This window comes from Ruegeria sp. E5 (genome assembly GCF_056534105.1).
Genome location: NZ_JBQFPA010000003.1, coordinates 248,554 through 273,593, shown reverse-complemented (window position 1 = coordinate 273,593; position 25,040 = coordinate 248,554). Strand labels below are relative to the sequence as shown.

Annotated in this window: 27 protein-coding genes and 1 other RNA gene; 15 read left to right on the top strand and 13 right to left on the bottom strand. The window is 56.8% G+C overall.

Features of this window, described 5'->3' with window-relative positions:
• Positions 1–41 precede the first annotated feature (41 nt).
• Positions 42–1,334, top strand: a complete 1,293-nt coding sequence (guaD, locus tag ACR0BI_RS13300; RefSeq protein WP_170392193.1) for a guanine deaminase — start codon at positions 42–44, stop codon at positions 1,332–1,334.
• A gap of 62 nt (positions 1,335–1,396) precedes the next feature.
• On the opposite strand, the gene ACR0BI_RS13295 is transcribed toward guaD, so the two are convergent.
• From ACR0BI_RS13295 to ACR0BI_RS13285, 3 genes are all read right to left on the bottom strand, one after another.
• On the bottom strand, positions 1,397–2,731 hold the full coding sequence (locus tag ACR0BI_RS13295; RefSeq protein WP_480562396.1) for an 8-oxoguanine deaminase: 1,335 nt from the start codon (positions 2,729–2,731) through the stop codon (positions 1,397–1,399).
• Between the two features lie 114 nt (positions 2,732–2,845).
• Positions 2,846–3,637, bottom strand: a complete 792-nt coding sequence (gene hisN, locus ACR0BI_RS13290) for a histidinol-phosphatase (RefSeq protein WP_170392196.1) — start codon at positions 3,635–3,637, stop codon at positions 2,846–2,848.
• Positions 3,638–3,681: 44 nt separating this feature from the next.
• Positions 3,682–4,053, bottom strand: a complete 372-nt coding sequence (locus tag ACR0BI_RS13285) for a helix-turn-helix domain-containing protein (protein WP_170343628.1) — start codon at positions 4,051–4,053, stop codon at positions 3,682–3,684.
• A gap of 337 nt (positions 4,054–4,390) precedes the next feature.
• On the opposite strand from ACR0BI_RS13285, the gene ACR0BI_RS13280 reads away from it, so the two are divergent.
• On the top strand, positions 4,391–5,359 hold the full coding sequence (locus tag ACR0BI_RS13280; RefSeq protein WP_170392198.1) for an NADPH:quinone oxidoreductase family protein: 969 nt from the start codon (positions 4,391–4,393) through the stop codon (positions 5,357–5,359).
• On the opposite strand, the gene ACR0BI_RS13275 is transcribed toward ACR0BI_RS13280, so the two are convergent.
• Complete coding sequence (locus tag ACR0BI_RS13275) at positions 5,343–6,221, bottom strand: LysR family transcriptional regulator (protein ID WP_170392200.1); 879 nt, start codon at positions 6,219–6,221, stop codon at positions 5,343–5,345. The two genes, ACR0BI_RS13280 and ACR0BI_RS13275, sit on opposite strands and share 17 nt — an antisense overlap.
• A 127-nt stretch (positions 6,222–6,348) precedes the next feature.
• Here ACR0BI_RS13275 and ACR0BI_RS13270 point away from each other — a divergent pair, with 127 nt between their 5' ends.
• The 8 genes from ACR0BI_RS13270 (at position 6,349) to ACR0BI_RS13235 (ending at position 15,258) form a co-directional block, all read left to right on the top strand.
• Positions 6,349–6,567, top strand: a complete 219-nt coding sequence (locus ACR0BI_RS13270) for a YjiS-like domain-containing protein (protein WP_170512406.1) — start codon at positions 6,349–6,351, stop codon at positions 6,565–6,567.
• 195 nt (positions 6,568–6,762) lie between these two features.
• Positions 6,763–7,500, top strand: a complete 738-nt coding sequence (locus ACR0BI_RS13265; protein WP_010441904.1) for a Bax inhibitor-1/YccA family protein — start codon at positions 6,763–6,765, stop codon at positions 7,498–7,500.
• Between the two features lie 439 nt (positions 7,501–7,939).
• Positions 7,940–9,100 (top strand): LacI family DNA-binding transcriptional regulator, encoded by a 1,161-nt coding sequence (locus ACR0BI_RS13260; RefSeq protein WP_480544541.1) that lies wholly within the window; start codon positions 7,940–7,942, stop codon positions 9,098–9,100.
• Complete coding sequence (locus tag ACR0BI_RS13255) at positions 9,097–10,452, top strand: ABC transporter substrate-binding protein (RefSeq protein WP_480562397.1); 1,356 nt, start codon at positions 9,097–9,099, stop codon at positions 10,450–10,452. Before ACR0BI_RS13260 ends, ACR0BI_RS13255 begins: the two co-directional genes overlap by 4 nt.
• Before the next feature lie 57 nt (positions 10,453–10,509).
• Positions 10,510–11,742, top strand: coding sequence for a carbohydrate ABC transporter permease (locus tag ACR0BI_RS13250; protein ID WP_480562398.1), 1,233 nt, complete (start codon positions 10,510–10,512; stop codon positions 11,740–11,742).
• A complete protein-coding gene (locus ACR0BI_RS13245) occupies positions 11,742–12,950 on the top strand; it encodes a carbohydrate ABC transporter permease (RefSeq protein ID WP_480562399.1) in 1,209 nt (402 codons plus the stop codon). The genes ACR0BI_RS13250 and ACR0BI_RS13245 overlap by 1 nt, the downstream gene beginning before the upstream one ends.
• Before the next feature lie 5 nt (positions 12,951–12,955).
• Positions 12,956–14,203 carry an MGH1-like glycoside hydrolase domain-containing protein gene (locus ACR0BI_RS13240; protein ID WP_480503505.1) on the top strand — a complete coding sequence of 416 codons (1,248 nt, stop codon included), beginning with the start codon at positions 12,956–12,958 and terminating at the stop codon, positions 14,201–14,203.
• A complete protein-coding gene (locus ACR0BI_RS13235; RefSeq protein WP_480562400.1) occupies positions 14,203–15,258 on the top strand; it encodes an ABC transporter ATP-binding protein in 1,056 nt (351 codons plus the stop codon). The genes ACR0BI_RS13240 and ACR0BI_RS13235 overlap by 1 nt, the downstream gene beginning before the upstream one ends.
• 294 nt (positions 15,259–15,552) lie before the next feature.
• Here ACR0BI_RS13235 and ACR0BI_RS13230 read toward each other — a convergent pair whose 3' ends face one another.
• Positions 15,553–16,059 carry a membrane lipoprotein lipid attachment site-containing protein gene (locus ACR0BI_RS13230; protein WP_170392214.1) on the bottom strand — a complete coding sequence of 169 codons (507 nt, stop codon included), beginning with the start codon at positions 16,057–16,059 and terminating at the stop codon, positions 15,553–15,555.
• 207 nt (positions 16,060–16,266) lie between these two features.
• The gene (gene rpmG / locus ACR0BI_RS13225) at positions 16,267–16,434 is read right to left on the bottom strand and encodes a 50S ribosomal protein L33 (protein ID WP_010441901.1); all 168 of its coding nucleotides are present in this window, start codon (positions 16,432–16,434) and stop codon (positions 16,267–16,269) included.
• Between the two features lie 380 nt (positions 16,435–16,814).
• Between rpmG and ACR0BI_RS13220 the strand changes: the two genes are divergently transcribed.
• Positions 16,815–17,147, top strand: coding sequence for a GYD domain-containing protein (locus ACR0BI_RS13220; RefSeq protein WP_170392216.1), 333 nt, complete (start codon positions 16,815–16,817; stop codon positions 17,145–17,147).
• 6 nt (positions 17,148–17,153) lie between these two features.
• On the opposite strand, the gene rnpB is transcribed toward ACR0BI_RS13220, so the two are convergent.
• From rnpB to gatC, 5 genes are all read right to left on the bottom strand, one after another.
• Positions 17,154–17,547: RNase P RNA component class A (gene rnpB / locus ACR0BI_RS13215), an RNA gene on the bottom strand.
• A 124-nt stretch (positions 17,548–17,671) separates the two neighbouring features.
• The gene (locus tag ACR0BI_RS13210; RefSeq protein ID WP_480562401.1) at positions 17,672–18,343 is read right to left on the bottom strand and encodes an N-acetylmuramoyl-L-alanine amidase; all 672 of its coding nucleotides are present in this window, start codon (positions 18,341–18,343) and stop codon (positions 17,672–17,674) included.
• The gene (locus tag ACR0BI_RS13205) at positions 18,327–19,031 is read right to left on the bottom strand and encodes a hypothetical protein (protein WP_480562402.1); all 705 of its coding nucleotides are present in this window, start codon (positions 19,029–19,031) and stop codon (positions 18,327–18,329) included. Before ACR0BI_RS13205 ends, ACR0BI_RS13210 begins: the two co-directional genes overlap by 17 nt.
• Before the next feature lie 41 nt (positions 19,032–19,072).
• Entirely contained in the window at positions 19,073–20,560 is a 1,488-nt protein-coding gene (gatA, locus tag ACR0BI_RS13200) for an Asp-tRNA(Asn)/Glu-tRNA(Gln) amidotransferase subunit GatA (protein WP_170512419.1), read from the bottom strand.
• Between the two features lie 3 nt (positions 20,561–20,563).
• Complete coding sequence (gatC, locus tag ACR0BI_RS13195; protein WP_170392224.1) at positions 20,564–20,851, bottom strand: Asp-tRNA(Asn)/Glu-tRNA(Gln) amidotransferase subunit GatC; 288 nt, start codon at positions 20,849–20,851, stop codon at positions 20,564–20,566.
• A gap of 224 nt (positions 20,852–21,075) precedes the next feature.
• On the opposite strand from gatC, the gene ACR0BI_RS13190 reads away from it, so the two are divergent.
• Both ACR0BI_RS13190 and ACR0BI_RS13185 read left to right on the top strand, forming a co-directional pair.
• The gene (locus ACR0BI_RS13190) at positions 21,076–21,234 is read left to right on the top strand and encodes a hypothetical protein (protein WP_170401611.1); all 159 of its coding nucleotides are present in this window, start codon (positions 21,076–21,078) and stop codon (positions 21,232–21,234) included.
• 154 nt (positions 21,235–21,388) lie between these two features.
• On the top strand, positions 21,389–21,952 hold the full coding sequence (locus tag ACR0BI_RS13185; RefSeq protein ID WP_480562403.1) for a DUF4202 domain-containing protein: 564 nt from the start codon (positions 21,389–21,391) through the stop codon (positions 21,950–21,952).
• A gap of 30 nt (positions 21,953–21,982) precedes the next feature.
• Here ACR0BI_RS13185 and ACR0BI_RS13180 read toward each other — a convergent pair whose 3' ends face one another.
• Complete coding sequence (locus tag ACR0BI_RS13180; RefSeq protein ID WP_480562404.1) at positions 21,983–22,666, bottom strand: ceramidase domain-containing protein; 684 nt, start codon at positions 22,664–22,666, stop codon at positions 21,983–21,985.
• Positions 22,667–22,723: 57 nt separating this feature from the next.
• Here ACR0BI_RS13180 and ACR0BI_RS13175 point away from each other — a divergent pair, with 57 nt between their 5' ends.
• Both ACR0BI_RS13175 and ACR0BI_RS13170 read left to right on the top strand, forming a co-directional pair.
• On the top strand, positions 22,724–23,416 hold the full coding sequence (locus ACR0BI_RS13175) for a metal-dependent hydrolase (RefSeq protein ID WP_480562405.1): 693 nt from the start codon (positions 22,724–22,726) through the stop codon (positions 23,414–23,416).
• Positions 23,416–24,582 carry a M24 family metallopeptidase gene (locus ACR0BI_RS13170; protein ID WP_170420698.1) on the top strand — a complete coding sequence of 389 codons (1,167 nt, stop codon included), beginning with the start codon at positions 23,416–23,418 and terminating at the stop codon, positions 24,580–24,582. The genes ACR0BI_RS13175 and ACR0BI_RS13170 overlap by 1 nt, the downstream gene beginning before the upstream one ends.
• Here the strand turns inward: ACR0BI_RS13170 and ACR0BI_RS13165 are convergent.
• Entirely contained in the window at positions 24,579–25,031 is a 453-nt protein-coding gene (locus tag ACR0BI_RS13165; RefSeq protein ID WP_170420696.1) for a nucleoside deaminase, read from the bottom strand. The genes ACR0BI_RS13170 and ACR0BI_RS13165 overlap by 4 nt on opposite strands.
• Positions 25,032–25,040 lie beyond the last annotated feature (9 nt).

The following is a 25,040-nucleotide window of genomic DNA, read 5'->3' as shown; positions in this document are numbered from 1 at the left end:
TATGCTGGTTGGCGGTCCAAAACAGGCGGAGAACAGAACAAATGGCGCAAAAGACGCTTCTGAAGGGACGTGTGCTTAGCTTCAACGGATCACCGTTCGAAGGTGAGCCCACCGATGCGACCAAAATTCACCAAGCCGTCCTGATCGAAGATGGCCGCATCGCGGCACTGGGCCAGGCGTCCGACCTGTCTGACGCGCATCCCGAAGCCAACATTAAGGATTATGGCGATCAGCTGATCATGGCGGGATTTGTGGATTCTCATGTCCACTATCCGCAGACGGCGATGATCGCGAGCTGGGGAAAGCGGCTGATCGATTGGCTGAACAGCTACACGTTCCCTGAAGAGATGAAGTTTGACGACCCCGCCTATGCCGCTGAAATTGCAAACAGATATCTAGACCTAACCGCAGCCCATGGCACCACAACCATGTGCAGCTTTTGCACCATTCATCCAGAGAGTGTTGATGCCTTCTTTACCGCCGCGCAGGCGCGTGGGCAGCGGGTCGTCGCGGGTAAAACCTGCATGGATCGCAATGCGCCTGAGGGGCTGCGAGATACTGCACAAACCGGATACGACCAGTCCAAAGCTCTGCTTGAAAAGTGGCATGGGGTTGATCGCATATCTTACGCCATCACTCCACGATTTTCGCCGACATCGACGCCAGAACAGCTGGAGGCGATGGGCGCGCTTTGGGCCGAGCATCCCGACTGCCTGATGCAAACCCATCTGAGCGAACAGACCGATGAGATCGAATGGGTCCGATCCCTGTTCCCCGACGCGCGCGACTATCTGGACACCTATGAGCAGTTTGGGCTGCTGGGTGGAAATGGCCTTTACGGGCACGTGATCCATCTGGAAGAGCGGGAGCGCGATCGTCTGCGCGAGGTAGATGCAGCTCTGATCCACTGCCCCACATCAAACACGTTTATCGGCTCTGGCCTGTTTGACATGAATGGTCTGATCCACTCAGGGCACCGCGTGGGCTTGGCCACCGACACCGGAGGCGGCTCAAGTTTTTCAATGCTGCGCACAATGGCTGCGGCCTATGAGATTGGTCAATTGCGAGGCCATCCCTTGCACCCCTCGCAATTGCTTTGGCTTGGAACGGTGGGATCGGCTCGTACCCTGCGGATGGATGACCGTATTGGCAACATCGCCGTGGGCATGGAGGCCGATCTGGCGGTCCTGAACCTCGCATCGACGCCTGCTATCGCCCAGCGCGAAGCTCATGCTGATGATCTTTGGGAAGCGGTGTTCCCGACCATTATGATGGGTGATGACCGTGCCGTAACCGATACCTGGATCGCCGGACGAGCTGTTTCTGGTCGATAGGAATGGGCCTATGGCCCATGCCTCCGGCGGAGGTATTTTTAGCCAGATGAAGAGCGGATCCGCTATTCTGCCAGCGCGCGTGCCAGACGATTCTGGGTTTCTATGACCCTTGGCAGGTCGATCGTGGCGATCTGACTGTTACGAACAATCTGGCGTCCCTCGACAAAGAGGTGTTTGACACGCGTTGGTCCGGCCAGAAGGAGCGCAGCGGGGTCCCAACTGCCTGCACTTTCAATTCCTTGCGCGTCCCAAATGGCAATATCAGCTCGTTTACCGGGCATAAGCCGGCCGCAATCGGGCCGATTCAACACATCCGCCCCGCCTCGGGTGGCGATCTCAAGCGCCTCACGGGCCGACATGGCGTCAGCGCCGTTTGCGACTCGTTGCAGCAGCATGGACTGGCGCGCCTCGGCCATCAGATTGCCGCTGTCGTTGCTGGCTGATCCATCCACACCCAACCCGACTGGCACGCCTTGATCACGCATTTTTCGGACTGGCGCGATACCTGAACCAAGACGACAATTGGAACATGGACAGTGCGCAACGCCGGTTCGGCTACGTGCAAACAGGTCAATCTCGGCGCCATCCAGCTTGACACAATGAGCGTGCCAGACATCCGAACCGGTCCAGCCCAATTCTTCGGCGTATTGGCCGGGTCTACAGCCGAACTGATCTTGAGAATAGGCTATATCCTCATCGTTCTCCGCCAGATGGGTGTGCAGCATCACACCTTTGTCGCGCGCTAACAGCGCGGCATCGCGCATCAGGTCCCGACTAACCGAGAACGGCGAACATGGCGCCAAACCAACGCGACACATCGAACCCTCAGATGGGTCGTGATAGGCATCTACTACGCGGATCATATCCTCCAGAATAGCCTGCTCGGATTCGACCAAAGCATCAGGAGGCAGTCCACCATCACTTTCGCCAATGCTCATAGCTCCACGCGTGGGATGAAAACGCAGCCCCAGCTCTGACGCTGCATGGATCGTGTGTTCAAGCCGCGCGCCATTGGGATATAGGTAAAGGTGGTCAGAGCTAAGCGAGCAGCCGGACAGTGCCATCTCGGCCAATCCGATCTGGGCAGATATAAACATCTCGTCAGGACCAAAGCGGGACCAGATGGGATAGAGCGTTCGCAACCAACCAAACAGCAAAGCGTCCTGCCCGCCGGGAACCGCGCGGGTGAGCGTTTGGTAGAGATGGTGATGGGTGTTCACCAGACCGGGGGTCACAACACACCCAGTGGCATCATGTATTTCGCCATCGCTCGCAAGGCGGTGGCCAATCTGGGCTATCTTACCATCCCGAACCAGCAGATCAGCGCCTGCAAGCTCTTGCCGATCATCATCCATCGTCAGGATCATATTGGCGTTACGGATCAGAAATTCTGTCATTTTCGCACTCCCGCATACTGCCCGTCTCATGCATGGAGTGATGGGCTGGTGGAAAACGGGCGTAAGAACCAGCCGTGATCAGTTTAAAGTTGCAAAGAAGGGTCGGCAACCCGTTTAGTATTGCTTCAGAATTTCTAGCGCTGCCGCATGAATCTCAGTATTGGCTGCAGCGAGCGCACGCCCACCATTATGAGCCGGATTACCCTGCCAATCCGTCACAATACCACCCGCGGCCTCGATCACCGCGATTGGGGCCTGGATATCGTAGGAATTCAATCCGGCCTCGACCACTAGATCGGTTTGACCTGCAGCGAGCAACGCGTAGGCATAACAGTCCATCCCATAGCGTGTCAGCTTCGTTTTCTGAGAAACCGCCTTGAAGGCGGCGGCCTCGACCGCGCTGCCAACCTCCGGGAAGGTGGTGAAGATGATCGCCTGGTCCAGAGATCGAGTGTCACGCGTCCCAAGTTCGGTGCGTCCCAAAGGGCCTTTGACAAAGGCGTGCTCTTTATCTCCGATAAAACGTTCGCCGATATAGGGCTGATCGATCACACCAAGCTTCGGTCCAGTCTCATCGCTTAGGGCGATCAGAACACCCCATGTGGGCGTACCACTTATGAAACCGCGCGTGCCATCAATTGGGTCCAGCACCCAAACTCGTCCGGTAGTTCCCTCGGAATGACCGAACTCTTCCCCCAGGATACCGTCCTCAGGCCGGTGATCAGCCAGCACCCTACGCATTGCTTTTTCTGCTTCGCGATCAGCGGCTGTCACCGGATCAAAACCGGCATCGAGTTTGTTGTCTGTCTTCAGGTTAGATTGGCGAAAAAACGGAAGAATGGCCGCCCGCGCAGCGTCGGCCATTTCTTCGGCAATCTCTAGATCGCTTCGTAGGGTGTTTTGCATTGCTTACCCGTGCGCCCCACACCCCGCGAAGTCAAGCGCTTGTATCAGGCGACGTCGCTCAGCACGCGTGCCAGTTCAAACAGGCGGCGACGCTGGTTTTCCGGGATCGCATAATACGAGCGAACAAGATCAAGCGCTTCTTTGTCACCCATCAAATCCGCAGGAACCGATTTCTTGTCTGCATCCGACTTCTGAGCCTCTTCAAGACCCTCGAAGAAAAAGCTGACGGGAACATCCAACGCTTCGGCAATGTCCCACAAACGCGATGCGCTTATCCGGTTGGCCCCTGTTTCGTATTTTTGGATTTGTTGAAACTTGATACCAACTTGCTGCGCCAACTGCTGCTGAGTCATGCCAATCAGCCAGCGGCGATGCCGGACGCGTTTGCCCACATGGACATCGACGTGATGGGTCATTGGTAGTCTCCTTTACACAAACACCTGTCCGGGAAACCGCGACAGCAGCCATCGCCGCTTAGTTAGCGGGTCGCTGCTTAAGAACTCCCTAATTCGGATCGTGCCCCCCGAACAGCACCATAGTACAATATTGCCGCAATCCGTTATTTTTTCAAGCTGGTTGAATCAGAGAATTCGAACAGTGGTTTGTGGTTGTACGGCCAACATAGAGATTAATAGTTTCTAAATGGGAAACAGTTGATCCACCCTATTCAGTTTAACGCTGTGAAGATTGCGAATGGAATTGACAAACGGCCAAGCCAAACGGCCTATGGCGACAAAAGAGCGGAGACCAATGATGCAGGCATTTCGTATCGAGACCAAAGGGGCACCCGCTCAGCTATGCGAAACACGCGAAGTACCGCTGCAAGAGAACCAAGTTCGTATCGCAATCCGCGCCTGCGGCCTGAACTTTGCAGACCTTCTGATGCAGAAAGGCACGTATCAGGATACTCCCGAAGCGCCGTATACACTGGGCATGGAGATCGCGGGGATTGTCACCGAAATTGGAAACAATGTCGCGCATTTGAAACTGGGTGATCGCGTTGCGGTTTATTCCGGCCAGGGTGGGTTGGCCGAATCAGGCGTTTTTGATGCAGACCGGGCTATTCCCCTTCCAGATTCCACAAGTTTCGAAGACGCCGCCGCGATCCAGATCGCCTATGGCACCAGCCACATTGCTCTGGCACACCGGGCGCGCTTGCAACCGGGTGAGACACTGCTGGTCACCGGGGCCGCCGGTGGCGTGGGATTGACCGCAGTTGAAATCGGAAAACTGATGGGGGCGACAGTCATCGCCCAAGCCCGCGGGCATGACAAATTGGCCGTGGCACAAAAAGCTGGTGCAGACCATTTGCTTGACGCAAGCGAAGACCTGCGCGACCGCGTTCTCGCTCTGGGTGGTGCTGACGTGGTCTACGATGCGATTGGTGGAGATGTCTTCAAGGCCGCCTTCCGCGCGACCAACCCGGAAGGCCGCTTGTTACCGATCGGATTTGCGGGAGGTGAGGTGCCCCAGATCCCGGCCAACCATCTATTGGTCAAGAACCTGACCGTGATCGGCGTATATATCGGCGGCTATCTGAATTTCAGACCCGAGATCGTGCGCGACAGCTTCAGCACCTTGTTCCGCTGGCATTCTGAGGGCCGGATAAAGCCTCATATCAGCCACGTCCTGCCCTTGCAGGATGCAGCAAAAGGTTTGGAACTGCTGCGCGATCGCAAATCCACTGGCAAGGTGGTGATCCGCATCAACTCGCCACTTTAAGCGGCTGCGCCGTTGGATGATTGAAATTTTGGCGCAGTAGGTTCGCAAGCTCTGATACGTATTCCTCACGTACCCGCTCGGCACCATAGAGGTTGATGAACTGCACAGGCAAATCCGGCAGAACCCCGGCATGGTCAATCAGTTCCTGATGGCTGGGCTGGGTGCCTTCCAGCAAAACTCCCACAGCCAGATCAGCGCTGACGGTGGCTTCAACGGTGCGGTCGGAATCGCTGTCGATGCTCATATCCCATTCGATTCCCGCATCATCCAGCGCCGCTGTCGCGACTGGGCGAAAAATGCAATTCCGGCAAAACCCCAGCCGCAAAGGCTTTTGGCGCCAGGCAGATCCGTTCAGCGCGCCAACCCAACGCAAAGGCATATGGTGCAGGGTTTCGGCACCTTCGCCCGCACCCGATTCCGTAGTCACAATCAGATCGAAGCTTCCGCGTGCGAACTCTTCTTTCAAGTGCCGCGTGTTGGAAGTGACCAAGTTTACGCTGACCCGAGGAAAGCTGGCATTGAAACGCTTCAACACGCGCGGGATGAACGGATGAACGACGTCATGCGGTACGCCTAGCACGACCTCGCCCTCAAACGCCTGATCCGTCAGCCGCCCGATTACCTCATCATTCAACGCAATCATCCGCCGCGCATAAGCCAGCAACTGCTCTCCGGACGCCGTTAGCGCGATGGTTCGACCGGATCGATCCAGTAATTCCAGCCCCAAAAGCTCTTCCAGCCGCTTGAGCTGCATTGAGACTGCAGATTGTGTGAGGTGAAGAAATCCAGCGGCACGCGTCACGCCTCCATGGTCAGCAACAGCTACGAAAGACCGCAATGTAGTGATGTCCAAATTTCGCATGTTCAAGATTCCTTATGAGACTCGTCATAAACATTCATTTCCAAAATATGTCAGACTACTCCATATAGATCAAGGAAATTGATTGAAGCGCTAGGTTTCATCAAACAATCAGGAAAGGGCAATGATCATGACCCATATAGCCATCTCAACTCATCGTCGCATCAAGCGTAAGGCGATTGGTGCTCGGATACTTGACCTGTTTAACCTCGCTCGTCAGCGGCGCGCCCTCGCCCAGCTTGATGATGATGCACTGAATGACATCGGCGTTTCACGCAAAGACGCGCGTAACGAAGCAGAGCGCCCGTTCTGGGACGCGCCCGACAGCTGGCACAAACATCTGTATTAATTCGAAAATACCGGCGGCTTGAGGGATTTGGCGACCAAGCCGCCGGTTTTTTGGCGACAGTTGCAAAAATTGCCGACAGTTTTGCTGAGTTTCAGGCTTAAAACCCTTGAAACGAGGGCCACACTCTCCGATATTTACCGGGAAACCGGCTCGCATCCGTGGGCTGCGAACAGAATATTGAAGGGAGACCCCTATATGGCACAATTCGACACGATCCGGACGGCGTCCGGCGCGCGCGCTGCCGAGATAGACGAGGGCCTGCGCGCCCATATGAACAAAGTCTACGGCACGATGTCCGTAGGCATGCTGATCACATTTGCCGTGGCATGGGCCGTGGGCTCGAGCCCGCAGCTGCTGTCGATCTTCCGTGATCCGGTCACGCTGAGCCCCAATATCCTGGGCTGGATTGTGATGTTTGCACCTTTGGCGATGGTGTTTGGCTTTGGCGCTGCGATCAACCGGCTGTCTGCATCTGGCGCACAGCTGTTTTTCTATGCATTTGCAGCCGTCATGGGCCTGTCGCTGAGCTGGATTTTCGTAGCATTCACCGGCATCTCGATCGCGCAGGTATTCCTGGTGACTTCGATCGCGTTTGCAGGTCTTTCGCTGTACGGTTATGTGACCAAGAAAGACCTGTCCGGCATGGGTACTTTCCTGATGATGGGCGTTATCGGCCTGATCGTCGCGATGGTTATCAACATCTTCCTGCAGTCGCCTGCGATCATGTTCGCAGTGTCGATCCTGGGTGTGCTGATCTTTGCCGGCCTGACCGCCTATGACACGCAGAAGATCAAAACCACCTATCTGCAGATGGCTCATGCTGGCGATCAGGAATGGCTTGGCAAAGCGGCAATCATGGGTGCATTGAACCTGTATCTGGACTTCATCAACATGTTCATGTTCCTGCTGCAACTACTGGGCAACAGAGAATAAAACTGCTTCCAACAGAATACAGAAAGCCCCGCTTAGCACTCCGCTAAGCGGGGCTTTTTTTATGTTGCTCTTCAAAAGCCCATACCAAGCCTTGGTGACTTCGCATGATGTTCCGACTAGTTTATTTTGCCTCCACAAATTTTACACGCCCTCATAGCCGGATAGTCGCCCGTATTTACGCATAGTCCTCATGCTCAATTCACCGATTCCCATCAAAGCTCCGCGAACAATGATCAGCCTGCAGTTACTGTAGCAGTCGGCAGTCAACCATGTTGGCGCAACCCTAATTTTGCACCACTCTGAAAGCCGCGTTTGCAAGTTTGCATATGCGTTCATCAGTGCCTTTCGCCATTGGAACGTTCGTGTACTTGGTCGATCCAATCAAAGAATTTCATAATTTTGATTGCCGAAACCGGTTTCGGAGAAAACAAATAGAAGAATGATGACGAATCCAAGTCTCCAGCAACCGCAGTCTCGCCCCCGGAGTCATTCTGGCCCCGGCAGGGTAAAACTGGATCAATTGGCCGATCATCTTGGGCTTTCTAAGAGCACGGTGTCCCGCGCCCTGAATGGATATACCGACATCTCGGAATCCACGAGAAAGCGCGTTGAAACCACGGCGCGAAAGATGGGCTATCGCCCACTCAGCCATGCGCAGGCGATACGAACCGGGCGGGTGCGCGCCATCGCCATGGTCATCAACAGCGAAGAACCAGACCGGCATAATCCATTTCTTCAGGACTTTCTGGCCGGAGCATGCGAAGCGGCGAGCGCATCCGACTGGACGATGACGATTTCTACGGCGAAGTCCGAAAAAGATATGCTTGATGTATTGGGGCGGCTTGTCGAAGAGCGCAAAGCCGATGGATTCATTCTGCCCCGGACCGAGGTCGACGATGCGAGGGTGAAATACCTGCAAGAGTTGAAGGTTCCCTTCATCATGTATGGCCGCACGGGGTATGGGCAGGCGGACTGGCAGGATGAGACATCCTGGTTCGACATTTCGGGTGAATCTGCAACCCGTGATGCGGTTGGTCGGCTCGTCGATTTTGGCCATACGCGTATCGGATATGTCGGTAGCGATCCGAAATTCAACTACAGCCATCTGCGCCGTGACGGTTATCTCGAAGGTCTCAAGATCGCGGGCTTGCTTGCCGATCCCGAGTTGATCCGGGAAGGTGCTCGTACGCGCGAGGAGGGTGCGGTTGAGGCACGCGCGCTTTTGACGCTGAATCACCCACCTACTGCAATAGTATTTGCAACGGATCTGGCTGCGCTGGGGTGTTACTCGGTCTGTACAGAACTGGGCCTCGAGGTCGGGCAAGATGTATCAATTCTGGGATATGACGGCATCCCTGAATGCCAATATGTCAGCCCTGGTCTAACCACGTTCAGCGTCGATTCTAAGCGGGCAGGAGAACGCCTTGCGACGATGCTGATCAGTCAGACTCGCGGTGAAGCGCCCGCAGATCTGCGTGAGATTGGTGAGGCCGTTCTGATCGAACGCAGTTCCGACGGGCCACCAAGCGTTACAGCCGAGGAACTGGCCCGAAAAATTCAACTTTCAAAAGATCATAACCGGGGAGGAAACCGACTATGAAACTTGCACCTTTAGCATCGCGAATGATGCTTGGAACATCGCTTGCGCTAGTATTGGCGGCGACGTCAGCTCAGGCGGATACGATCCGCTTCTGGACCACCGAAGAACAGCCCGAGCGGCTGGCCAAGCAACAGGAAATGGCTGACCAGTTCAAGGCTGAAACCGGCACCACGGTCGAGGTTATCCCGGTCACCGAAAGTGATCTGGGTACACGCGCCACAGCAGCATTTGCCGCCGGAGACCTGCCAGATGTGGTCTATCATCCGCTGCAATATGCCCTGCCATGGGCTGAAGCGGGCATTCTGGACACCGAAGCCGCCACCGAAGTGATCGAAGAACTGGGCGCCGACACCTTCGCCCCCGGCGCGCTTGGTATGGCGGCGTTCAATGACGAAACCGCGTCGGTACCGGTCGATGGATGGACTCAAATGGTAGTCTACCGCAAAGACCTGTTTGATGAAGCTGGCCTTGAGGCCCCGAACTCATTCGCCAACGTCGTCGCTGCGCTGGAGCAGTTGCACAACCCGCCCGAGATGTACGGTTTCGTTGCTGCAACCAAAGTTGATGAAAACTTCATGAGTCAGGTTTTGGAGCATGTGTTCCTCGCCAATGGAGTGACCCCTGTTGGCGCGGACGGCTTCCAACCGCTGGATGAAGCCAAGACCATAGAGGTATTGGATTTCTACAAGGCGATCTCGAAAGCCTCGCCCCCGGGTGAGCTATTCTGGAAACAATCGCGCGAGCTGTATTTTGATGGCAAAGCAGCGATGATCATCTGGTCGCCCTTCATCCTTGACGAACTGGCCGGTCTGCGCGACAGCGCCCCGCCGACGATCAACGATGATCCGACCTCGCGCGATCTGGCCTCGAAGACCGGTATCATCACTAACTTCTCGGGCCCATCGAACCCGGATGGCGCGGCTTGGGGTGACGTTCGTTACTTTGGCATCACCAACGACGCTGACACCGACGCGGCAATGGAGTTCGTGAAATTCGCCATGGACGACGGCTATACTCAAACACTGGCCATCGCACCCGAGGGCAAGTTCCCGGTCCGTCGCGGTAATGCTGACAACCCGACCGCGTTTTCGGAAGCATGGGCAGAGCTGCCTGTTGGCGTGGACCGCAAAGCCCCGTTGGGCGAGCTGTATGATCAGGCGATGATCGATGAGATCGTCGGCGGTCTGGACGTGGCGCAGCGCTGGGGCGTTGCTGAAGGCCAGCTGGCTTTGGCGTCCAAAATGATCAACAGCCAGGCAATTAACCGGGTCGTGCGCCAATATATCGACGATGAAATCGATGCCGCCGCTGCAGTGGCCGCAATGAACGACGAGCTCGCGAAGGTTCAGTAACCTTGTGACACATGCAGCGGCGATTACGCCGCTGCACCCAACCCTTCGAGGTATCCCATGTCTTCGGCCACCCCACCGACCGGAACCGGGGCGCTAGCCAAACGCGAGGCGCGTCTGGCCTGGACGCTGCTGGCTCCGACAGTGATCAGTGTATCGCTTGTGGTGATCCTGCCCTTGCTGGCGATCTTCTGGATCAGCTTCAAGCCCTTCACCCTGTCTGACCTTCGTCCGCCTGCACCTGTGGTGCGTGAAAGCTTGCGCGGATCTGGCGAGGATCTGCGGATTGAATACCGCGTCCGCAACTCAAGTCAGGACATCGCCGTTGTCGGCGTCACCCTGACAGATGTTCTACCGGACGGCGTGACGGCGCGCGAAGTTGCAAGTCCCTGTGTTCTGGACGGGCAAGACCTGTTCTGCGATTTCGGCACACTGGAAGGCGGTCAACGCGAACGCATCCGTATTCCGGTCACCTTGGACGGAGATCCGGACGCTTTCGAAGAGCTGCTCGAAGGATCAGAGCCCGGCGTGACCGGGAGCGGACCCAGCGTCCTGACCAACCTTGAATTCAGTCTGGAAAACTACGCCCGTGTCTTTGATGGAGACGAGTTCTGGGGCGTGCTGTGGGTTACGTTGTTCTACACCGTGGTCGGCACCATTGGAGCTTTGGTGATGGGCCTGTTTGCAGCCTTGTTGCTGAACAAAAGCTTCAAAGGACAAGGGTTCATACGCGGCCTCTATCTGTTCCCCTATGTGGCGCCGGTCATCGCTGTGGCCTTCACATGGGTCACCTTGTTCGACCCGTTCTCGGGTTCTGCCAACGCATTGTTGGTGCAGATGGGACTAAGCAGTGAACCAATCAACTTCTTCGGGGAACGCCCTTTGGCGCTGATCATGGTGACGGTGTTCGAGATCTGGCGCTATTTCCCGCTGTCGTTCCTGTTCATTCTGGCGCGGATGCAATCAATCGACTCCAGCATGTATGAAGCAGCAGATATGGATGGAGCCTCACCATTCCAGAAATTCTGGCTACTGAGCATCCCGCAACTGCTGGGCATCCTGTCGGTACTGTTCCTGCTGCGTTTCATTTGGACGTTTAACAAGTTCGACGACATCTTCCTGCTGACCGGCGGCAATGCCGGCACCCGTACTCTGACCGTAAATGTCTATGAACAGGCATTTGCGGTTTCGAACATCGGCGCAGGCGCAGCGGTGGCCGTTGTGATCCTGATGTGCCTGATCGCCTTCAGCTTCGTCTTCTTCCGCTTCATCAGTCGTGAGGAGGGTTTGTGATGCGCAAAGGGTATATAACCGCCCCGATTCTAGGCGCGCTCTGGCTGGTGGTGATCGCCACTACTGTCGCCATCACCATGTCATTCTCGACCGGGGCTGCGTTCCGGCCACAGGTCTTGCTCTGCTTGATGTGGGGGGCTGTTGCCGGTCTGGTGTATGTCCGCTTCCCGGCGCAACGCGCACCGGCCCGACTGGGTGTTTCCGCCTTGTTAGGCCTGTCTTGCCTGACCGGAGTCGGGCCTGTCCTGATCGGCTCTGACACATCCATGCAGGCAATACTGGTCACCGCGGTAGCGATGGCAGTCGTGATGCACCTATCCGTTGCTGCAATCCTGAAAGAGACACCGTTCGGCGAGCTCACCAGACACGAATACGAAGAGGCCGTGATCCGGTTCTGCACGGGCTTTGGCTATATCTTCTTCACGGCGATCGTGATCATTCCGTTCTATGTGATGGTGATGACCAGCCTGAAGTCGCAACAGGCCCTGTTGCAGAACCCGCTGAATTTCTCGGTAGATCTGTCACAAGGCACCGCGCTGTTTCGCAGCTATACCGAGCTGTTTCGCGATTTCAACTTCGGCACCTATCTTTGGACCTCGCTCTACGTCTCGGTCCTGACGGTCTTTATCACCCTGCTGTTCAGCGTTCCCGGAGCCTATGCGGTAGCGCGGTTCCGTTTCTCAGGGCAAAAGGCATTCTCGCGCTCGATTCTGCTGATCTACATGGTGCCGATGATCGTTCTGGCGCTGCCGATCTATATCGCGTTCTCGCTGACTGGCTTGCGCAACTCGATACTTGGCATCGTGATGATCTACCCGGTCACGACGATCCCTGTCGCGCTGTACATGCTGCAAGGTTATTTCCGTGGTTTGCCGACTGAGGTGGAAGAGGCCGGTCTCATGGATGGGCTGTCGCGGCTGGCAGTGATTTGGAAGATTACGCTGCCGCTTAGCCTGCCTGCGCTGGCGTCGGTCTCGCTCTACGTCTTCATGATCGCTTGGAACGAGTTCCTGCTGGCCTTCATGCTGCTGGACGACCCTTCGAAATTTACCCTGACCCGAGGCGTCACGATGCTGAACTCCTCGGAAATTCCCCGACAACACCTGATGGCGGGTGCGGTGATCGCCACTGTTCCGATTATGGCGCTGTTTTTGGGACTTGAACGTTTCATGACCAAAGGCCTGACAGCCGGGTCTGTCAAAGGATGACTGAGATGAACCAACATACCAACCCTGATCGCGAGGCGCGCAACATCCTGGTTGCCAATGATCGCGGCGGCTACACCATCCCGACCGAAGGGCTTTACCCCTATCAATGGAATTGGGACAGCGCGATTGCGGCGCTTGGTTTTGCCGAGTTCGACATTGATCGAGCCTGGGTGGAACTAGAAACACTGTTCTCGGGCCAATGGGATGATGGAATGGTGCCGCATATCCTTTTTCACAAACAGGATGACGGATATTACCCCGGCCCGGATGTCTGGGGTGGCCACGGGCCGATCCCGTCCTCTGGCATCATTCAGCCCCCGGTGGCTGCAACTGTGGCGCGGAAGATCTGGGAAAAAGATGGCGATGCAGGCGCGGACCGCGTTCGCGCGCTCTTCCCATCTCTGCTGGCGTGGCATCGCTGGATCATGAGATGGCGGCTCGACGAACACGGCGCGGTCTGCACCACGCATCCGTGGGAAGCTGGTCGCGACAATGCACCGGACTGGGACAAGGCAATGGAGGGCGTAGATCCCACAGGTGTCGGAGACTACCAGCGCCGTGACACAAGCCACGTCAACAGTGCAGACCGACCGACCAAATACGACTATGACCGCTATATCAAATTGGTTCAGATCGGCTGTCAGGCCGACTGGGATCAACAGAAGTTGCTGAGCCTGAATCCCTTCCGAGTCGCAGATCCGACGATGACATTTATCACTCTGCGCGCCGCACGCGATCTGCAGGAGATCAGCGAAAGGCTTGGAATTGCTGCGGATGGACTAAGTAGCGACATTCAAAGGCTCGAAGCGGGCGCGCGATCTTTGTGGAACGAAACGCTGAGCTCGTTCGACTCGCGTGATGCGCTGACTGGTGATTGGGCCGGAAGCATCTCTAACGCGTCGTATCTTTGCTGGTTTGGGGGACTTGATTCACAGCACATGCTGGAGCGCCTGCAGGCGACGCTTGCAAAAGTACCCTTTCCAGTTCCCAGCTATGATCCCGCGATGCCCAACTTCGACCAACGCAGGTACTGGAGGGGTCCCACTTGGGGGTTCATGAATATGCTGATCGGGTTTGGATTGGCGGATATGGGGCACCTCGAAGAAGCCGAGGCACTGCGCCAGAAAACGTCGCAGCTGATCGCAACAAACGGCTTCGCTGAATACTACGATCCTCTGACCGGCAGCCCTGCCGGAGGGAATTCATTCACCTGGACAGCCGCGGTTTGGCTGCATTGGGCAGGGAGGAACTAATGGGCAGCATCGAACTAAAATCCGTCGAAAAGTGGTTTGGCTCGGCCCAGGTCATCAAAGGCGTTGACCTAATGATTGATGAAGGTGAATTCATCGTCTTCGTCGGTCCATCGGGCTGTGGAAAATCCACCCTGCTTCGCATGATCGGTGGGCTTGAAGATATCTCGCGCGGATCGCTACTAATCAACGGCAATGATGTCACGGATCACCCACCCTCCAAGCGGGGTCTGACGATGGTGTTCCAGTCCTATGCGCTTTATCCCCACCTGACGGTCGCCGAAAATATGGGGTTCTCACTTAAGGTCGCGGGTGTTCCGAAGGCCGAGATAGCAGAGCAGGTCAATAAAACCGCCGAGGTTCTCAAGCTGGGACCTTTTCTGGAACGTCGCCCCAAGGACCTGTCCGGTGGACAGCGGCAGCGCGTTGCGATTGGTCGTTCTATCGTGCGCGACCCGACGGCGTTTCTGTTCGATGAACCGCTCTCGAATCTTGATGCAGCGCTTCGTGTCGAAATGCGTTACGAAATCGCGAAACTTCATCAGAACCTAAAGCGCACAATGATCTACGTGACGCACGATCAGGTTGAAGCGATGACATTGGCCGACCGCATCGTCGTGCTTGAGTACGGCAAGATCGCGCAAGTCGGCACACCCCGCGAACTTTACGAACGCCCTGCCAATCTGTTTGTCGCACAGTTCATTGGCAGCCCCAAAATGAACATATTGCCGTGCACGACTCAGAACGATGGCTACACTCTGGAACATGGCAGAGGCGGCGACTTCGCGCGCTCGGGTGTAGCAAGCAAACTCGGCATTCGCCCCGAACACATCGATGTTGTATCGTCGGGCGATGGGCAATGTGATGGCATCATCGAGGTGATTGAGTATCTGGGGGCAGATACCTTCCTGATCGTGGATTGCGGCGCCGAAGAGAAGGTTACCGTGCGCCTGAATGGGGACACCGCTCTAAAGCCTGGGGCAAAGATCGGCCTGCATTTTCCCACCGACAAACTTCATTTCTTTGACGAGAATGGGCAGGCATTGGTAGAGCAATGAACGTTGCTTCCTATCAGTTGAGGTTAAACAGTTCTGCTGATCGGGTCTGAGTTTCACCACTGATTATTCTTTGGCGGTGGGGCGAAATAGAGAACACGCATAGCGCTTGCTTGGATGCCAACGGATGGCGGGGGCCTCTGAACTCACGTGATCATCGTCCGGTGTGTCACATGGATTGAATGACCGCTGCTGGGTTTGGGCCCTTGTTCAGCGTCTCGTAAGACTTGCAGAAACACTGAAACTAGAAAGCCCCCGCCAATGGCGGGGGCTTTTACTTAGATTGTGTAAGCTAAATTAACGGCAGTTCAGTGGCACTGCAAAACCCGAACTGCGCTCGGACGAACCTTTGCGGTATACATCACCCGCGGGCAAGCATCCGGTAAAGCGTTCCGTTTGAGCGCCAAAGGCCGAGCCCACCGATGTATCAACTTTGGTGGAGTTGTTTTCCGTACGCAGGACGCCGAACAACTGACCGTTTACACTGACATTGCTCAGGTACAGATTGGTATCACTGCCAGTGAGTTGAACTGAATTCGCATCTGAGCGACCGCCATTATCGATAGCGACACCCGCGATCTTTTCAAGCTCGGCTTTGTCCGATGTAACCTGGACCGTTGGTAGCTTGGCCAGTTCCGCCGGGATGTTGGTTTCTGGCGGCAAAAAGGCTACGGCGCCTTTTACATCCGACACTGTGCGCGGTTCACCATCAATCCCGGTGAAACCAACACCTTCGCGGTTAAAGGGGTCTTCGCAGGCTGACAATGTCAGAACAGCAAGAGCGGGCAACAAGATTTTTTTCATGGCGGTCAACATTTTGGAAAGGGTTGCTGAAGCGTAGCGGCAGGGGATTAGAAAAAGCAAGCCGCTGAGATTCAGAACACCCAAACCTCTGATGCGCCCCTGCAACGCCCCCGCTTGGTTTAGGCCGACCAAGAGATACCCCAAAACAATACAAAAAAGGACCCTGCATGGCAGAGTCCTTCTTCAAAAAGTATGTCAGAGGGCAGATTACTTGATCTTGCCTTCTTTGTACTCGACATGCTTCCGAGCGACCGGATCGTATTTACGAATGGTCATTTTCTCGGTCATGGTGCGCGCGTTCTTCTTGGTCACGTAGAAGTGGCCCGTGCCCGCGGTCGAGTTCAGACGGATCTTGATTGTCGTCGGCTTCGCCATGGTTATCTCCTGCGTCCGAAAAGGCAGGGGCCTTTCGGTTGAATCCTTATGAGCGTGCGCTTTTAACCGCTCATGCGCCCAAGTCAACCGGATTCGCCGCGTTAGGGGAACAATTCCTGACACGGCTTCAAGAGCAGTCGATTTGGAGCGCTCACGATTCTGTGATAGTGTCGCCGGAACCTTCGAAGCCCGTTTTGCGGACTTAGGTAATACCGGGCCGGATGTAAATTCCGGCGGACAACACCGCTCACAACTATAGCAACGCCCGGCTGTCTATTTGGCCGGGTCTTTTCCGGTTTGCGCGCAATCCTGCACGCGACACGGCCAAGGAGTCGGCCGCTTTTAGCGCTCCGAATAAACTGCAACCAAGGGAGAGAAATATGCCTGTTTTCATTACCTATGCGTCTTATTCGCAAGATGGGGTCAAAGGAATGTTGGCAAAACCGGAAGATCGCACCGGTCCCGTCAAGGCCTTGCTTGAGAAAGCAGGCGGCAGACTGATCTCATTTTATATAACCACCGGAGGCAATGATGTCGTCGTTATCAGCGAACTGCCTGAAGGCAGTGATGCTGTGGCAATTGGCATGGCCGTCGCGGGCACGGGTGCGGTTTCGAGGATCGAGACCGTTCGCGCATGGTCGGCGCAGGAATTTGTTGCCGTCGCCGAAAAAGCTGCAGCACTTGGCGGCACCTACACACCTCCGGGCGGTTAACAGGAGATGCGCGGAGGGCCTGTAAGCCGGATCCTGTTCCAGGGTTGCCCCCTTCGATGACCATTCCTCTAGGCCGTGCATTGCTGCGCGGCTCGAGCTGCCAACCCGGTCCCTCTCGGCCAAGGCGTACCTAGCGGCGGTATCGGTTTGCACCGACCGGCCCGCGCGGGGACCCTATTCGGCATTGCTCCCGGTGGGGCTTGCCGTGCCGCCACTGTTGCCAGCGGCGCGGTGGGCTCTTACCCCACCGTTTCACCCTTGCCACACATGTGTGGCGGTCTGATTTCTGTGGCGCTTTCCGTCGGGTTTCCCCGCCCGGGCGTTACCCGGCACCGTTGCCTTGTGGAGTCCGGACTTTCCTCTCGGGCCTAACGACCCCAGCGGCCATCCGGCCCTCCGCGCGTGGGTTGGGTAGGCTCTGTGCGTGATGGCGTCAAGAGGGGTTGGGGTGGTGAAGGGGCCAGCCCCTTCTTGGCCTACGGCCAATTCATCCCCGAGATATTTTTGGCCAGATGAAGGGCGGATCAGGTCGATTTTGGGAGCGGACAGAGGGCTATGAGATCATCGGGGTGCAAGGGGCCTGAGGCCCAGGGGCGATAGCGCAGGCGTGTGGATTTTAGGAGCGTCTTCTCGTCGCTTGTCGCTGTGTAGCCCCGGTTCTGCGCCAGCTCGCGGAAGTTGACGTTCGGTTCGAGGGCAGTACCACGCCGAGCGGCAAGGCGCTGGTGTTCCAGCCTTTGCCAGTCGAACCGGGGGCCGGGGTCGGACTTGCGGCCCGGTGCCATGTCGGAATGCCCGATCACACCCTCTGGCGCGATGGTCCAACGCTGCATGAGTTCGGGCAAAAGCTGTTCCAATACACGCATTTGGGGTTCGGCAAACGGGTGATCTCCGCCATTGTCCAGCTCGATCCCGATCGAGCGGGAGTTTATGTCGGCTTGCCCTTGCCACTCCCCTGCCCCGGCGTGCCAAGCGCGATCTTCCTCTCGGACAAGCTGCCAGAGCGCACCGTCACGACCTATCAGGTAGTGGGCGGAGACCTCGGGACCCGGATCGCTGAGACGTTCAAGCGCGGCAGCAGCGCTCTCCATTGCGGTGTAGTGCAGCACGATCAGCTTGGGTGACAGCCCATCCCGACGGGGGCCGAAATTGGGCGATGGGTGCCAGATGGGGGAGAGCTTAGTTTTTGACGGCACTGCGGAACGGGCTGGGGTCCCAGCCGCAGGCGTAACCGTCGCCATCCGGATCCAGCCCTTTGCGGTCACGCTGGGGGCCTCCATTCGACAGAAACTCAATCTGCGCCTGATCAGGAGAGGCGAACTGAGCGCAGTTGCGCTGTGCCTTGGCCTGCAGGTTAAATCCGGCTCGGCTGTACAACTGGGTACCGATGGGGTTCGAAGTGCTTAGGGCGTATTGCACGATATTGGGTTGCCCGTCAGAGCCACGCTCGGGCACGGCAGTAGGGGCGACGACCTCGTAAGACTGCCGATTCTGTTCGATACGAGCGGCGTCGGCATCGATACTGCGACGGTTTGAGACAGCCTCAAAATCCTGTTCATCAGAGATACTTGGGTTGTTTGTTGCAGTCAGAGGCGCGACGCGCGTCTCTTGACCCGACGTATTCGCCAAGGCAATGGCCGTCTGGTTGGCGATGTCAGAGGCGTCGCCTGTTGGTACGGCACCAACAGCCCCCTGCGCCGAGAGCGGCTGCTCTGAAACCGCCTCGGGTGGCGCAAGCGGATTACCGGCCAGACCCTGCCCGGCCAGTTCGGCCTCGCGCTGCGCCTGATATTCCGGCGTATTGAAACCGGTACCCGAAACAGGGGTAACGGTATCACATGCCGCGATCAGCCCAAGGGCCGGGATCAGAAGCAATTTGCGCATTTGGCTGCTCCGGTTCTTTATTGCCGTGTCAGGATTGAGGATTACCACCATTTTCCGGGCTTGGCCACAAACCCAGCCGCGCTCTCTAGCGCGTAGGCGGTGTTGAGCAGATCGCCTTCCTCCCACGGACGGCCGATCAGCTGCAGACCCAACGGAAGGCCCTGTTTGTCCAGACCAGCAGGAACCGAAATACCGGGCAGGCCAGCGAGGTTCACTGTCACGGTGAACACATCGTTCAGGTACATCTGAACAGGATCAGCCTCGGTCATCTCGCCCAGACCGAACGAGGCCGACGGCGTTGCCGGGGTTAGGATCGCATCAATGCCTGCGGCAAAGACATCTTCGAAGTCCTTCTTGATCAGGGTGCGGACCTTGCGGGCGCGGTTGTAGTAGGCGTCATAGAAGCCTGCAGACAGCACGTAGGTGCCGATCATCACCCGGCGCTGGACCTCATGACCGAAGCCTTCGGCGCGGGTCTTTTCGTACATCTCGGTGATGCCATCGCCTTGAGCCAACTGCGCTCGGCGGCCATACCGGACACCGTCATAGCGGGCGAGGTTCGACGACGCCTCGGCAGGAGCAATCACGTAATAGGCAGGCAGCGCGTATTTGGTATGCGGCAGCGAGATATCTACGATTTCGGCGCCTGCGTCTTTCAGCATAGCGGTGCCATCGGCCCAAAGCTTTTCAATCTCGGCAGGCATGCCGTCCATGCGGTATTCCTTGGGGATACCGATTTTCTTGCCTTTGATATCGCCGGTCAGCATCGCCTCGAAATTTGGCACGGCCAGCTCGGCGCTGGTGGAATCCTTGGGGTCATGACCGCACATGGTTTCCAGCATGATCGCTGCGTCTCGGACGTTCTTGGTCATCGGACCGGCCTGATCCAGAGAAGAGGCGAAGGCCACAATGCCCCAGCGCGAGCAACGACCATAGGTTGGCTTGATGCCGGTGATACCGACAAAAGCAGCAGGCTGGCGGATCGAACCGCCGGTATCGGTACCGGTCGCGGCCAGACACAGGTCAGCCGAGACAGCCGAGGCTGAGCCACCGGACGAGCCGCCGGGTGTCAGCTGTGCATCGTCATTGCCGCGCCGCCACGGGCTGACCGCATTGCCGTAAACGGATGTTTCATTAGACGAACCCATCGCGAACTCGTCCATGTTCAGCTTGCCCAGCATCACAGCACCAGCATCCGCCAATTGTTGCGACACGGTGGATTCGTATTCGGGCTTGAACCCCTCGAGAATTTTCGAGGCCGCTTGCGAGGGCACGCCCTTAGTGCAAAACAGGTCCTTGATGCCGATCGGCAGACCGCACATCGAAGGCGCGTCATCGCCTTTGATCCGCTCATCCGCCGCCTTGGCGCGCTCCAGCGCGATCTCGGGCGTTTTGTGGACAAAGGCGTTGAGCGCGTCGGCGTCGTCAATCGCCTTGAGGCAAGCCTCGGTCAGTTCAACGGATGTGACATCTTTGGCACGCAGCGCGTCGCGGGCCTCGGCCAGGCCCAATTTGTTCAGTTCGCTCATGACTTACTCCACAACTTTTGGAACAGCGAAGAACCCTTCGCGCGCATCGGGGGCGTTGGATAGGACCTTGTCCTGCTGGTTTCCATCGGTGACCACGTCCTGACGACGCTTCAGGCGCATCGGCTCGACCGAGACCATCGGCTCGACGCCTTCGACATCCACTTCGTTCAGTTGCTCGATAAACCCGAGGATATTGTTGAACTCGGACGCCAGCGCAGGCAGCGCATCATCCTCGACCTTGATCCGGGCCAGTTTGGCCACCTTGGCGGCGGTGCTTTGGTCAATCGACATCGGAAACCCTCATCTACGTTAGGGGGCGTTTACCTGCCTGCCGCAACACTCGCAAGAGCGACAGGTGGCAGACGCGGATTCAATCCCAATATCGCCAGCTGCCATGCATATTTGAATGGCTGATATGCAAATAAGTAAACCGATTAGTTCAGTTTTGCCATTGAATAAATGAACCGAACAGTTCACCTCAATATCGTGACGCAACGAGAAATCGGAGACACCTCATGAAAACCCTTCTTCCCGCCTTCATCTTGTCCGCTCTGGTTCTGACCTCGCCCGCCCTGGCTTTGGGTATAGATATGAACAATCTGACCCGAAACCTTAGCTTCCCCGCGCCTGTTTCGGAGCCCGTGACGAGGGACCACACCCAGGCAGGCAAATAACCCTGACCTGCGCGCCGGATCAGTATGCCCCCTCCCGATCCGGCGCTTTTTACAATTGACTGCTGCACCCATTCCAACAACTCGTTAGCATGGTCTTGGACCAAACGCCGAACCACCCGTCAGGTGCTGTTCAGGCGAGCTAACGGAGCAGAGAATGAGCACACGCAAGCAAACCGTTCTGGACGCAATTGACGCAGCAAATGCGCAAGACCCTAATATGGAGGACGGCCAGCCGGTCGAGCTGCTTTATGGCCAACGCATGAGCGCAGAGCTGGATCGGCTATTTCCCGATGCGTCGGATGCTTTACAGATCGCCGCACGTGGTCAGCATGTCGAACGCTGGAAGCTAAAGCGCACTGAATACCCCGAAGGACGTGCAGGGTATCTGGCCTGGCGGAAGGCGCAAGGCGTATATCACGCTGACGTTGTGCAAGGTTTCATGGAACAGGCTGAATATAGTGCGGACGATATAGAAGCCGTCGGGCAAATGCTGCGCAAACAGGGGATCAAGCGCAATGCCGAGGTACAGGCGCTTGAGGACGTGATCTGTTTCGTTTTTCTGAAATGGTACTTTGAACCTTTTGCTGCCAAGCACTCCGCCGAAAAAATCCAGCGCATTGTTGAAAAAACGGCTTTCAAGATGTCAGCCGAAGGCCGCGCGCGCGTATTGGCTGAATTTGATCTGTCCGAGGCTTTGGCTGCTGCGTTCAGGGATTAACCAATCAGGATGATGCTTAGGTGGTTCTGATCAATGTCCTGATCCTGCAGCCACCGCAGCTCCGGCAGGTGGATTTCGGATCGCCCGCAGATAAACCTCAATCATCCAGCCCAGCATAACTGCATTCAGAATGTGCCACATAAAATGCGTCCCCGTTGGCAGATACCCGCAAATTGGAGTGTCTAGTGATCGAAAGGTGATCGAGGTAATCAGGACAGTTGCTCCTATTGTCAGCCCACGCGCAGTGTCCGGGGCTTTCCGGCGCAACAGGACCGCATAAATCAGAATCAATAGAGGAACTGGGGCGTATGCCGCCGAGCCACCAAGGCCAGGCACCAACTGGAATAGCGGGATCGTCAGCGCCACGTATGGAAAGAACAGCGCGGTCAAACCCAGCGCGTATCTGTTGCTCAGCCGCCAGACATCGCGATTCACTGCGTAGATGTAAACGAGGATGTACAGCAGAATTGGCGTCACATCCAAGATCGCCGCCCAAACCTGCGCATGTGTATGGAACAGATAGCTGCCAATTCCTATCATCGCCAATATGACAACCAAAGTCATCGCCAAAGGTGCGCCCTGCCCCCGCGCCCTTTGCCACATCACAAATGCAGCAATAAGAAAGGCCGCATTGGTAATCGCGTTTATCGGCTCGGCCCAATACGCGGGTGAGAGCCTCTCACAATATCCATCAACATACTGCGTCCAATCCATAGATTTTTACATAGCCGATGCTAGGCTAACTCCAAGCGGAAAATGGGAGGATTCTCTATGGATATCATTTGGCTGGGACATGGCAGCTTTCGCATCGAAACAGCAGGACAAGTTCTATTGATCGATCCCTGGCTGACGGGCAACCCGTCTTTGCCCGAAGATCAGCATGACGCAGCCGTTGCGGGCGCGACGCATATCCTGCTGACTCATACTCATTTCGATCATGTCGTCGATGTGCTGCCGCTGGCCAAACATCTAAACGTGCCCGTGGTCGGGCAATACGACCTGATGGGCTACTGGGCCGAGGCTGAAGGTATTGAAACGGTCGGTTTCAACAAAGGTGGCACTGTTGACCTAAACGGTGTCAAATTAACGATGGTGCCTGCCTCGCACAGCTCGACCTTCTCGACGCCTGATGGTCTGCGCACGGGTGGAACCGAGGTCGGCTATATGATCGCGTCCGAGGACCGTATGCTCTATTTCTCGGGCGATACCGACATTATGGCCGACATGGAGTGGATGGGTGATTATTACAAACCCGATATCGGCATCCTTTCGGCAGGCGGCCACTTTACCATGGACATGAAGGGCACTGCCTATGCTGCCAAGCGGTATTTCAATTTCAAGACAGTGATCCCGTGCCATTACAAGACCTTTCCGGTTCTCGCGCAATCGGCTCAGGAATTGGCTGACGGGTTACCCGGTGTCGATGTAATCGAGCCCGAGGTCATGCAGGCGATTTCTCTCTGATGCCCGCGTCGGATTTCAGCGCGCAGGAATACGCTGACCGCATTCACAAGACCCGTTCTGCGATGGATCAACAGGGTATCGAGACCTTGTTGATCACGGACCCATCGAACATGGCGTGGCTCACCGGTTATGACGGTTGGAGCTTTTACGTACCGCAGATGGTCATCCTGCCCGCCAGCGGATCGCCCCTTTGGTGGGGCAGAACGCAGGACAAGGCGGGGGCTGCGCAGACCACCTGGCTGGACCCCGAGGACCTGCTGGACTGGCCCGAAGAGCATGTTCAACACCCGGAGCACCACCCGGTCGACGCCCTTGTCCTTGCGTTGCGGGATCGCGGCTGGACCGCTGGTATCGGCGTAGAGATGGATAACTATTACTACTCAGCCGCCAGCCACCGTATCCTCGAACGCGCCTTCGGTGCATTGATTGACGCCACAGGGCTTGTGAATTGGAAGCGCGCCGTAAAAAGCGATGCCGAGATCGCAATGATGCGCAAGGCGGGTCAGCTGACCGCACATATGCACGGAGTTCTGCGTGACGCATATCGCGAAGGATTGCCCAAAAACCAACTTGTCGCCGAAGTGCAGGCGGCAGGCATCGCCGGACTGCCCGGCCTAGCCGGAGATTACCCTGCTATCGTGCCGATTGCACCCTCCGGTCGTGAGGCTTCTGCCTCGCACATTACTTGGAACGACCGACCTCTGGCGCGGGATGAGGCGACCTATTTCGAAATCTCCGGCTGCTATCGACGCTATCACTGCCCCGCCAGTCGCAGCCTGTTTCTGGGTGATCCCCCGGATGATATCCGCCGGGCCGAAGCCGCCGTTCTAACCGCTATCGACGACACAATGACCGCCGCACGCCCTGGCATCACCTGCGAAGAGGTCGCGGCTTGTGTCTATGACAGTTTCGCCCGCGCGGGGTATGTCAAAGCCAACCGCACCGGCTATCCCATCGGGCTCAGCTATCCGCCCGACTGGGGCGAGCGCACCATGAGCCTGCGACCCGGTGACACGACGGAATTGCAAGAGAATATGACCTTTCACCTAATGCCCGGCCTCTGGACCCCAGACTGGGGACTGGCGATTACCGAAAGCTTTGTGGTGACGTCAGATGGGGGCAAGCCCCTGGCTGATATCCCACGTGAAATGGTCGTAAAAACTTAACCGCGCTGCGCCGCGAAGAAGCGTTTCAGCAGCGCGGCAGCCTCTTCGGCGGCAATGCCGTCATAGACCTCGGGTCGATGGTGGGCCTGTGGGTGTGAAAACACGCGCGCGCCATGCGCGACACCGCCAGATTTCGGATCGGAAGCGCCGTAGTAGATGCGCCGGATGCGGGCTGCGGCCAGCGCTGCGGCGCACATGGCACAAGGCTCAAGGGTTACGTAAAGGTCATGATCGGGTAAACGCTCGGACCCGGCCGCGGCACATGCGGCGCGCAGAGCCAGAATCTCAGCATGGGCAGTGGGGTCATTCAACTCGCGGGTGCGGTTCCCATCTGCGGCCACCACCTGCCCGTCGGGCGCGACGATCACCGCGCCGACCGGCACTTCACCTCGGTCTGCTGCCGCCTGTGCCTGTTCCAGCGCCTGTTTCATGTGGGATCTGAACTTCATGCCTCTGAC

What these genes read in the sequence shown, in the direction of transcription:
- guaD (WP_170392193.1), top strand. Translation starts at nt 42, where the DNA reads ATGGCGCAAAAGACGCTTCTGAAGGGACGTGTGCTTAGCTTCAACGGA.
- ACR0BI_RS13295 (WP_480562396.1), bottom strand. Translation starts at nt 2,731, where the DNA reads ATGACAGAATTTCTGATCCGTAACGCCAATATGATCCTGACGATGGAT.
- hisN (WP_170392196.1), bottom strand. Translation starts at nt 3,637, where the DNA reads ATGCAAAACACCCTACGAAGCGATCTAGAGATTGCCGAAGAAATGGCC.
- ACR0BI_RS13285 (WP_170343628.1), bottom strand. Translation starts at nt 4,053, where the DNA reads ATGACCCATCACGTCGATGTCCATGTGGGCAAACGCGTCCGGCATCGC.
- ACR0BI_RS13280 (WP_170392198.1), top strand. Translation starts at nt 4,391, where the DNA reads ATGCAGGCATTTCGTATCGAGACCAAAGGGGCACCCGCTCAGCTATGC.
- ACR0BI_RS13275 (WP_170392200.1), bottom strand. Translation starts at nt 6,221, where the DNA reads ATGCGAAATTTGGACATCACTACATTGCGGTCTTTCGTAGCTGTTGCT.
- ACR0BI_RS13270 (WP_170512406.1), top strand. Translation starts at nt 6,349, where the DNA reads ATGACCCATATAGCCATCTCAACTCATCGTCGCATCAAGCGTAAGGCG.
- ACR0BI_RS13265 (WP_010441904.1), top strand. Translation starts at nt 6,763, where the DNA reads ATGGCACAATTCGACACGATCCGGACGGCGTCCGGCGCGCGCGCTGCC.
- ACR0BI_RS13260 (WP_480544541.1), top strand. Translation starts at nt 7,940, where the DNA reads ATGATGACGAATCCAAGTCTCCAGCAACCGCAGTCTCGCCCCCGGAGT.
- ACR0BI_RS13255 (WP_480562397.1), top strand. Translation starts at nt 9,097, where the DNA reads ATGAAACTTGCACCTTTAGCATCGCGAATGATGCTTGGAACATCGCTT.
- ACR0BI_RS13250 (WP_480562398.1), top strand. Translation starts at nt 10,510, where the DNA reads ATGTCTTCGGCCACCCCACCGACCGGAACCGGGGCGCTAGCCAAACGC.
- ACR0BI_RS13245 (WP_480562399.1), top strand. Translation starts at nt 11,742, where the DNA reads ATGCGCAAAGGGTATATAACCGCCCCGATTCTAGGCGCGCTCTGGCTG.
- ACR0BI_RS13240 (WP_480503505.1), top strand. Translation starts at nt 12,956, where the DNA reads ATGAACCAACATACCAACCCTGATCGCGAGGCGCGCAACATCCTGGTT.
- ACR0BI_RS13235 (WP_480562400.1), top strand. Translation starts at nt 14,203, where the DNA reads ATGGGCAGCATCGAACTAAAATCCGTCGAAAAGTGGTTTGGCTCGGCC.
- ACR0BI_RS13230 (WP_170392214.1), bottom strand. Translation starts at nt 16,059, where the DNA reads ATGAAAAAAATCTTGTTGCCCGCTCTTGCTGTTCTGACATTGTCAGCC.
- rpmG (WP_010441901.1), bottom strand. Translation starts at nt 16,434, where the DNA reads ATGGCGAAGCCGACGACAATCAAGATCCGTCTGAACTCGACCGCGGGC.
- ACR0BI_RS13220 (WP_170392216.1), top strand. Translation starts at nt 16,815, where the DNA reads ATGCCTGTTTTCATTACCTATGCGTCTTATTCGCAAGATGGGGTCAAA.
- ACR0BI_RS13205 (WP_480562402.1), bottom strand. Translation starts at nt 19,031, where the DNA reads ATGCGCAAATTGCTTCTGATCCCGGCCCTTGGGCTGATCGCGGCATGT.
- gatA (WP_170512419.1), bottom strand. Translation starts at nt 20,560, where the DNA reads ATGAGCGAACTGAACAAATTGGGCCTGGCCGAGGCCCGCGACGCGCTG.
- gatC (WP_170392224.1), bottom strand. Translation starts at nt 20,851, where the DNA reads ATGTCGATTGACCAAAGCACCGCCGCCAAGGTGGCCAAACTGGCCCGG.
- ACR0BI_RS13190 (WP_170401611.1), top strand. Translation starts at nt 21,076, where the DNA reads ATGAAAACCCTTCTTCCCGCCTTCATCTTGTCCGCTCTGGTTCTGACC.
- ACR0BI_RS13185 (WP_480562403.1), top strand. Translation starts at nt 21,389, where the DNA reads ATGAGCACACGCAAGCAAACCGTTCTGGACGCAATTGACGCAGCAAAT.
- ACR0BI_RS13180 (WP_480562404.1), bottom strand. Translation starts at nt 22,666, where the DNA reads ATGGATTGGACGCAGTATGTTGATGGATATTGTGAGAGGCTCTCACCC.
- ACR0BI_RS13175 (WP_480562405.1), top strand. Translation starts at nt 22,724, where the DNA reads ATGGATATCATTTGGCTGGGACATGGCAGCTTTCGCATCGAAACAGCA.
- ACR0BI_RS13170 (WP_170420698.1), top strand. Translation starts at nt 23,416, where the DNA reads ATGCCCGCGTCGGATTTCAGCGCGCAGGAATACGCTGACCGCATTCAC.
- ACR0BI_RS13165 (WP_170420696.1), bottom strand. Translation starts at nt 25,031, where the DNA reads ATGAAGTTCAGATCCCACATGAAACAGGCGCTGGAACAGGCACAGGCG.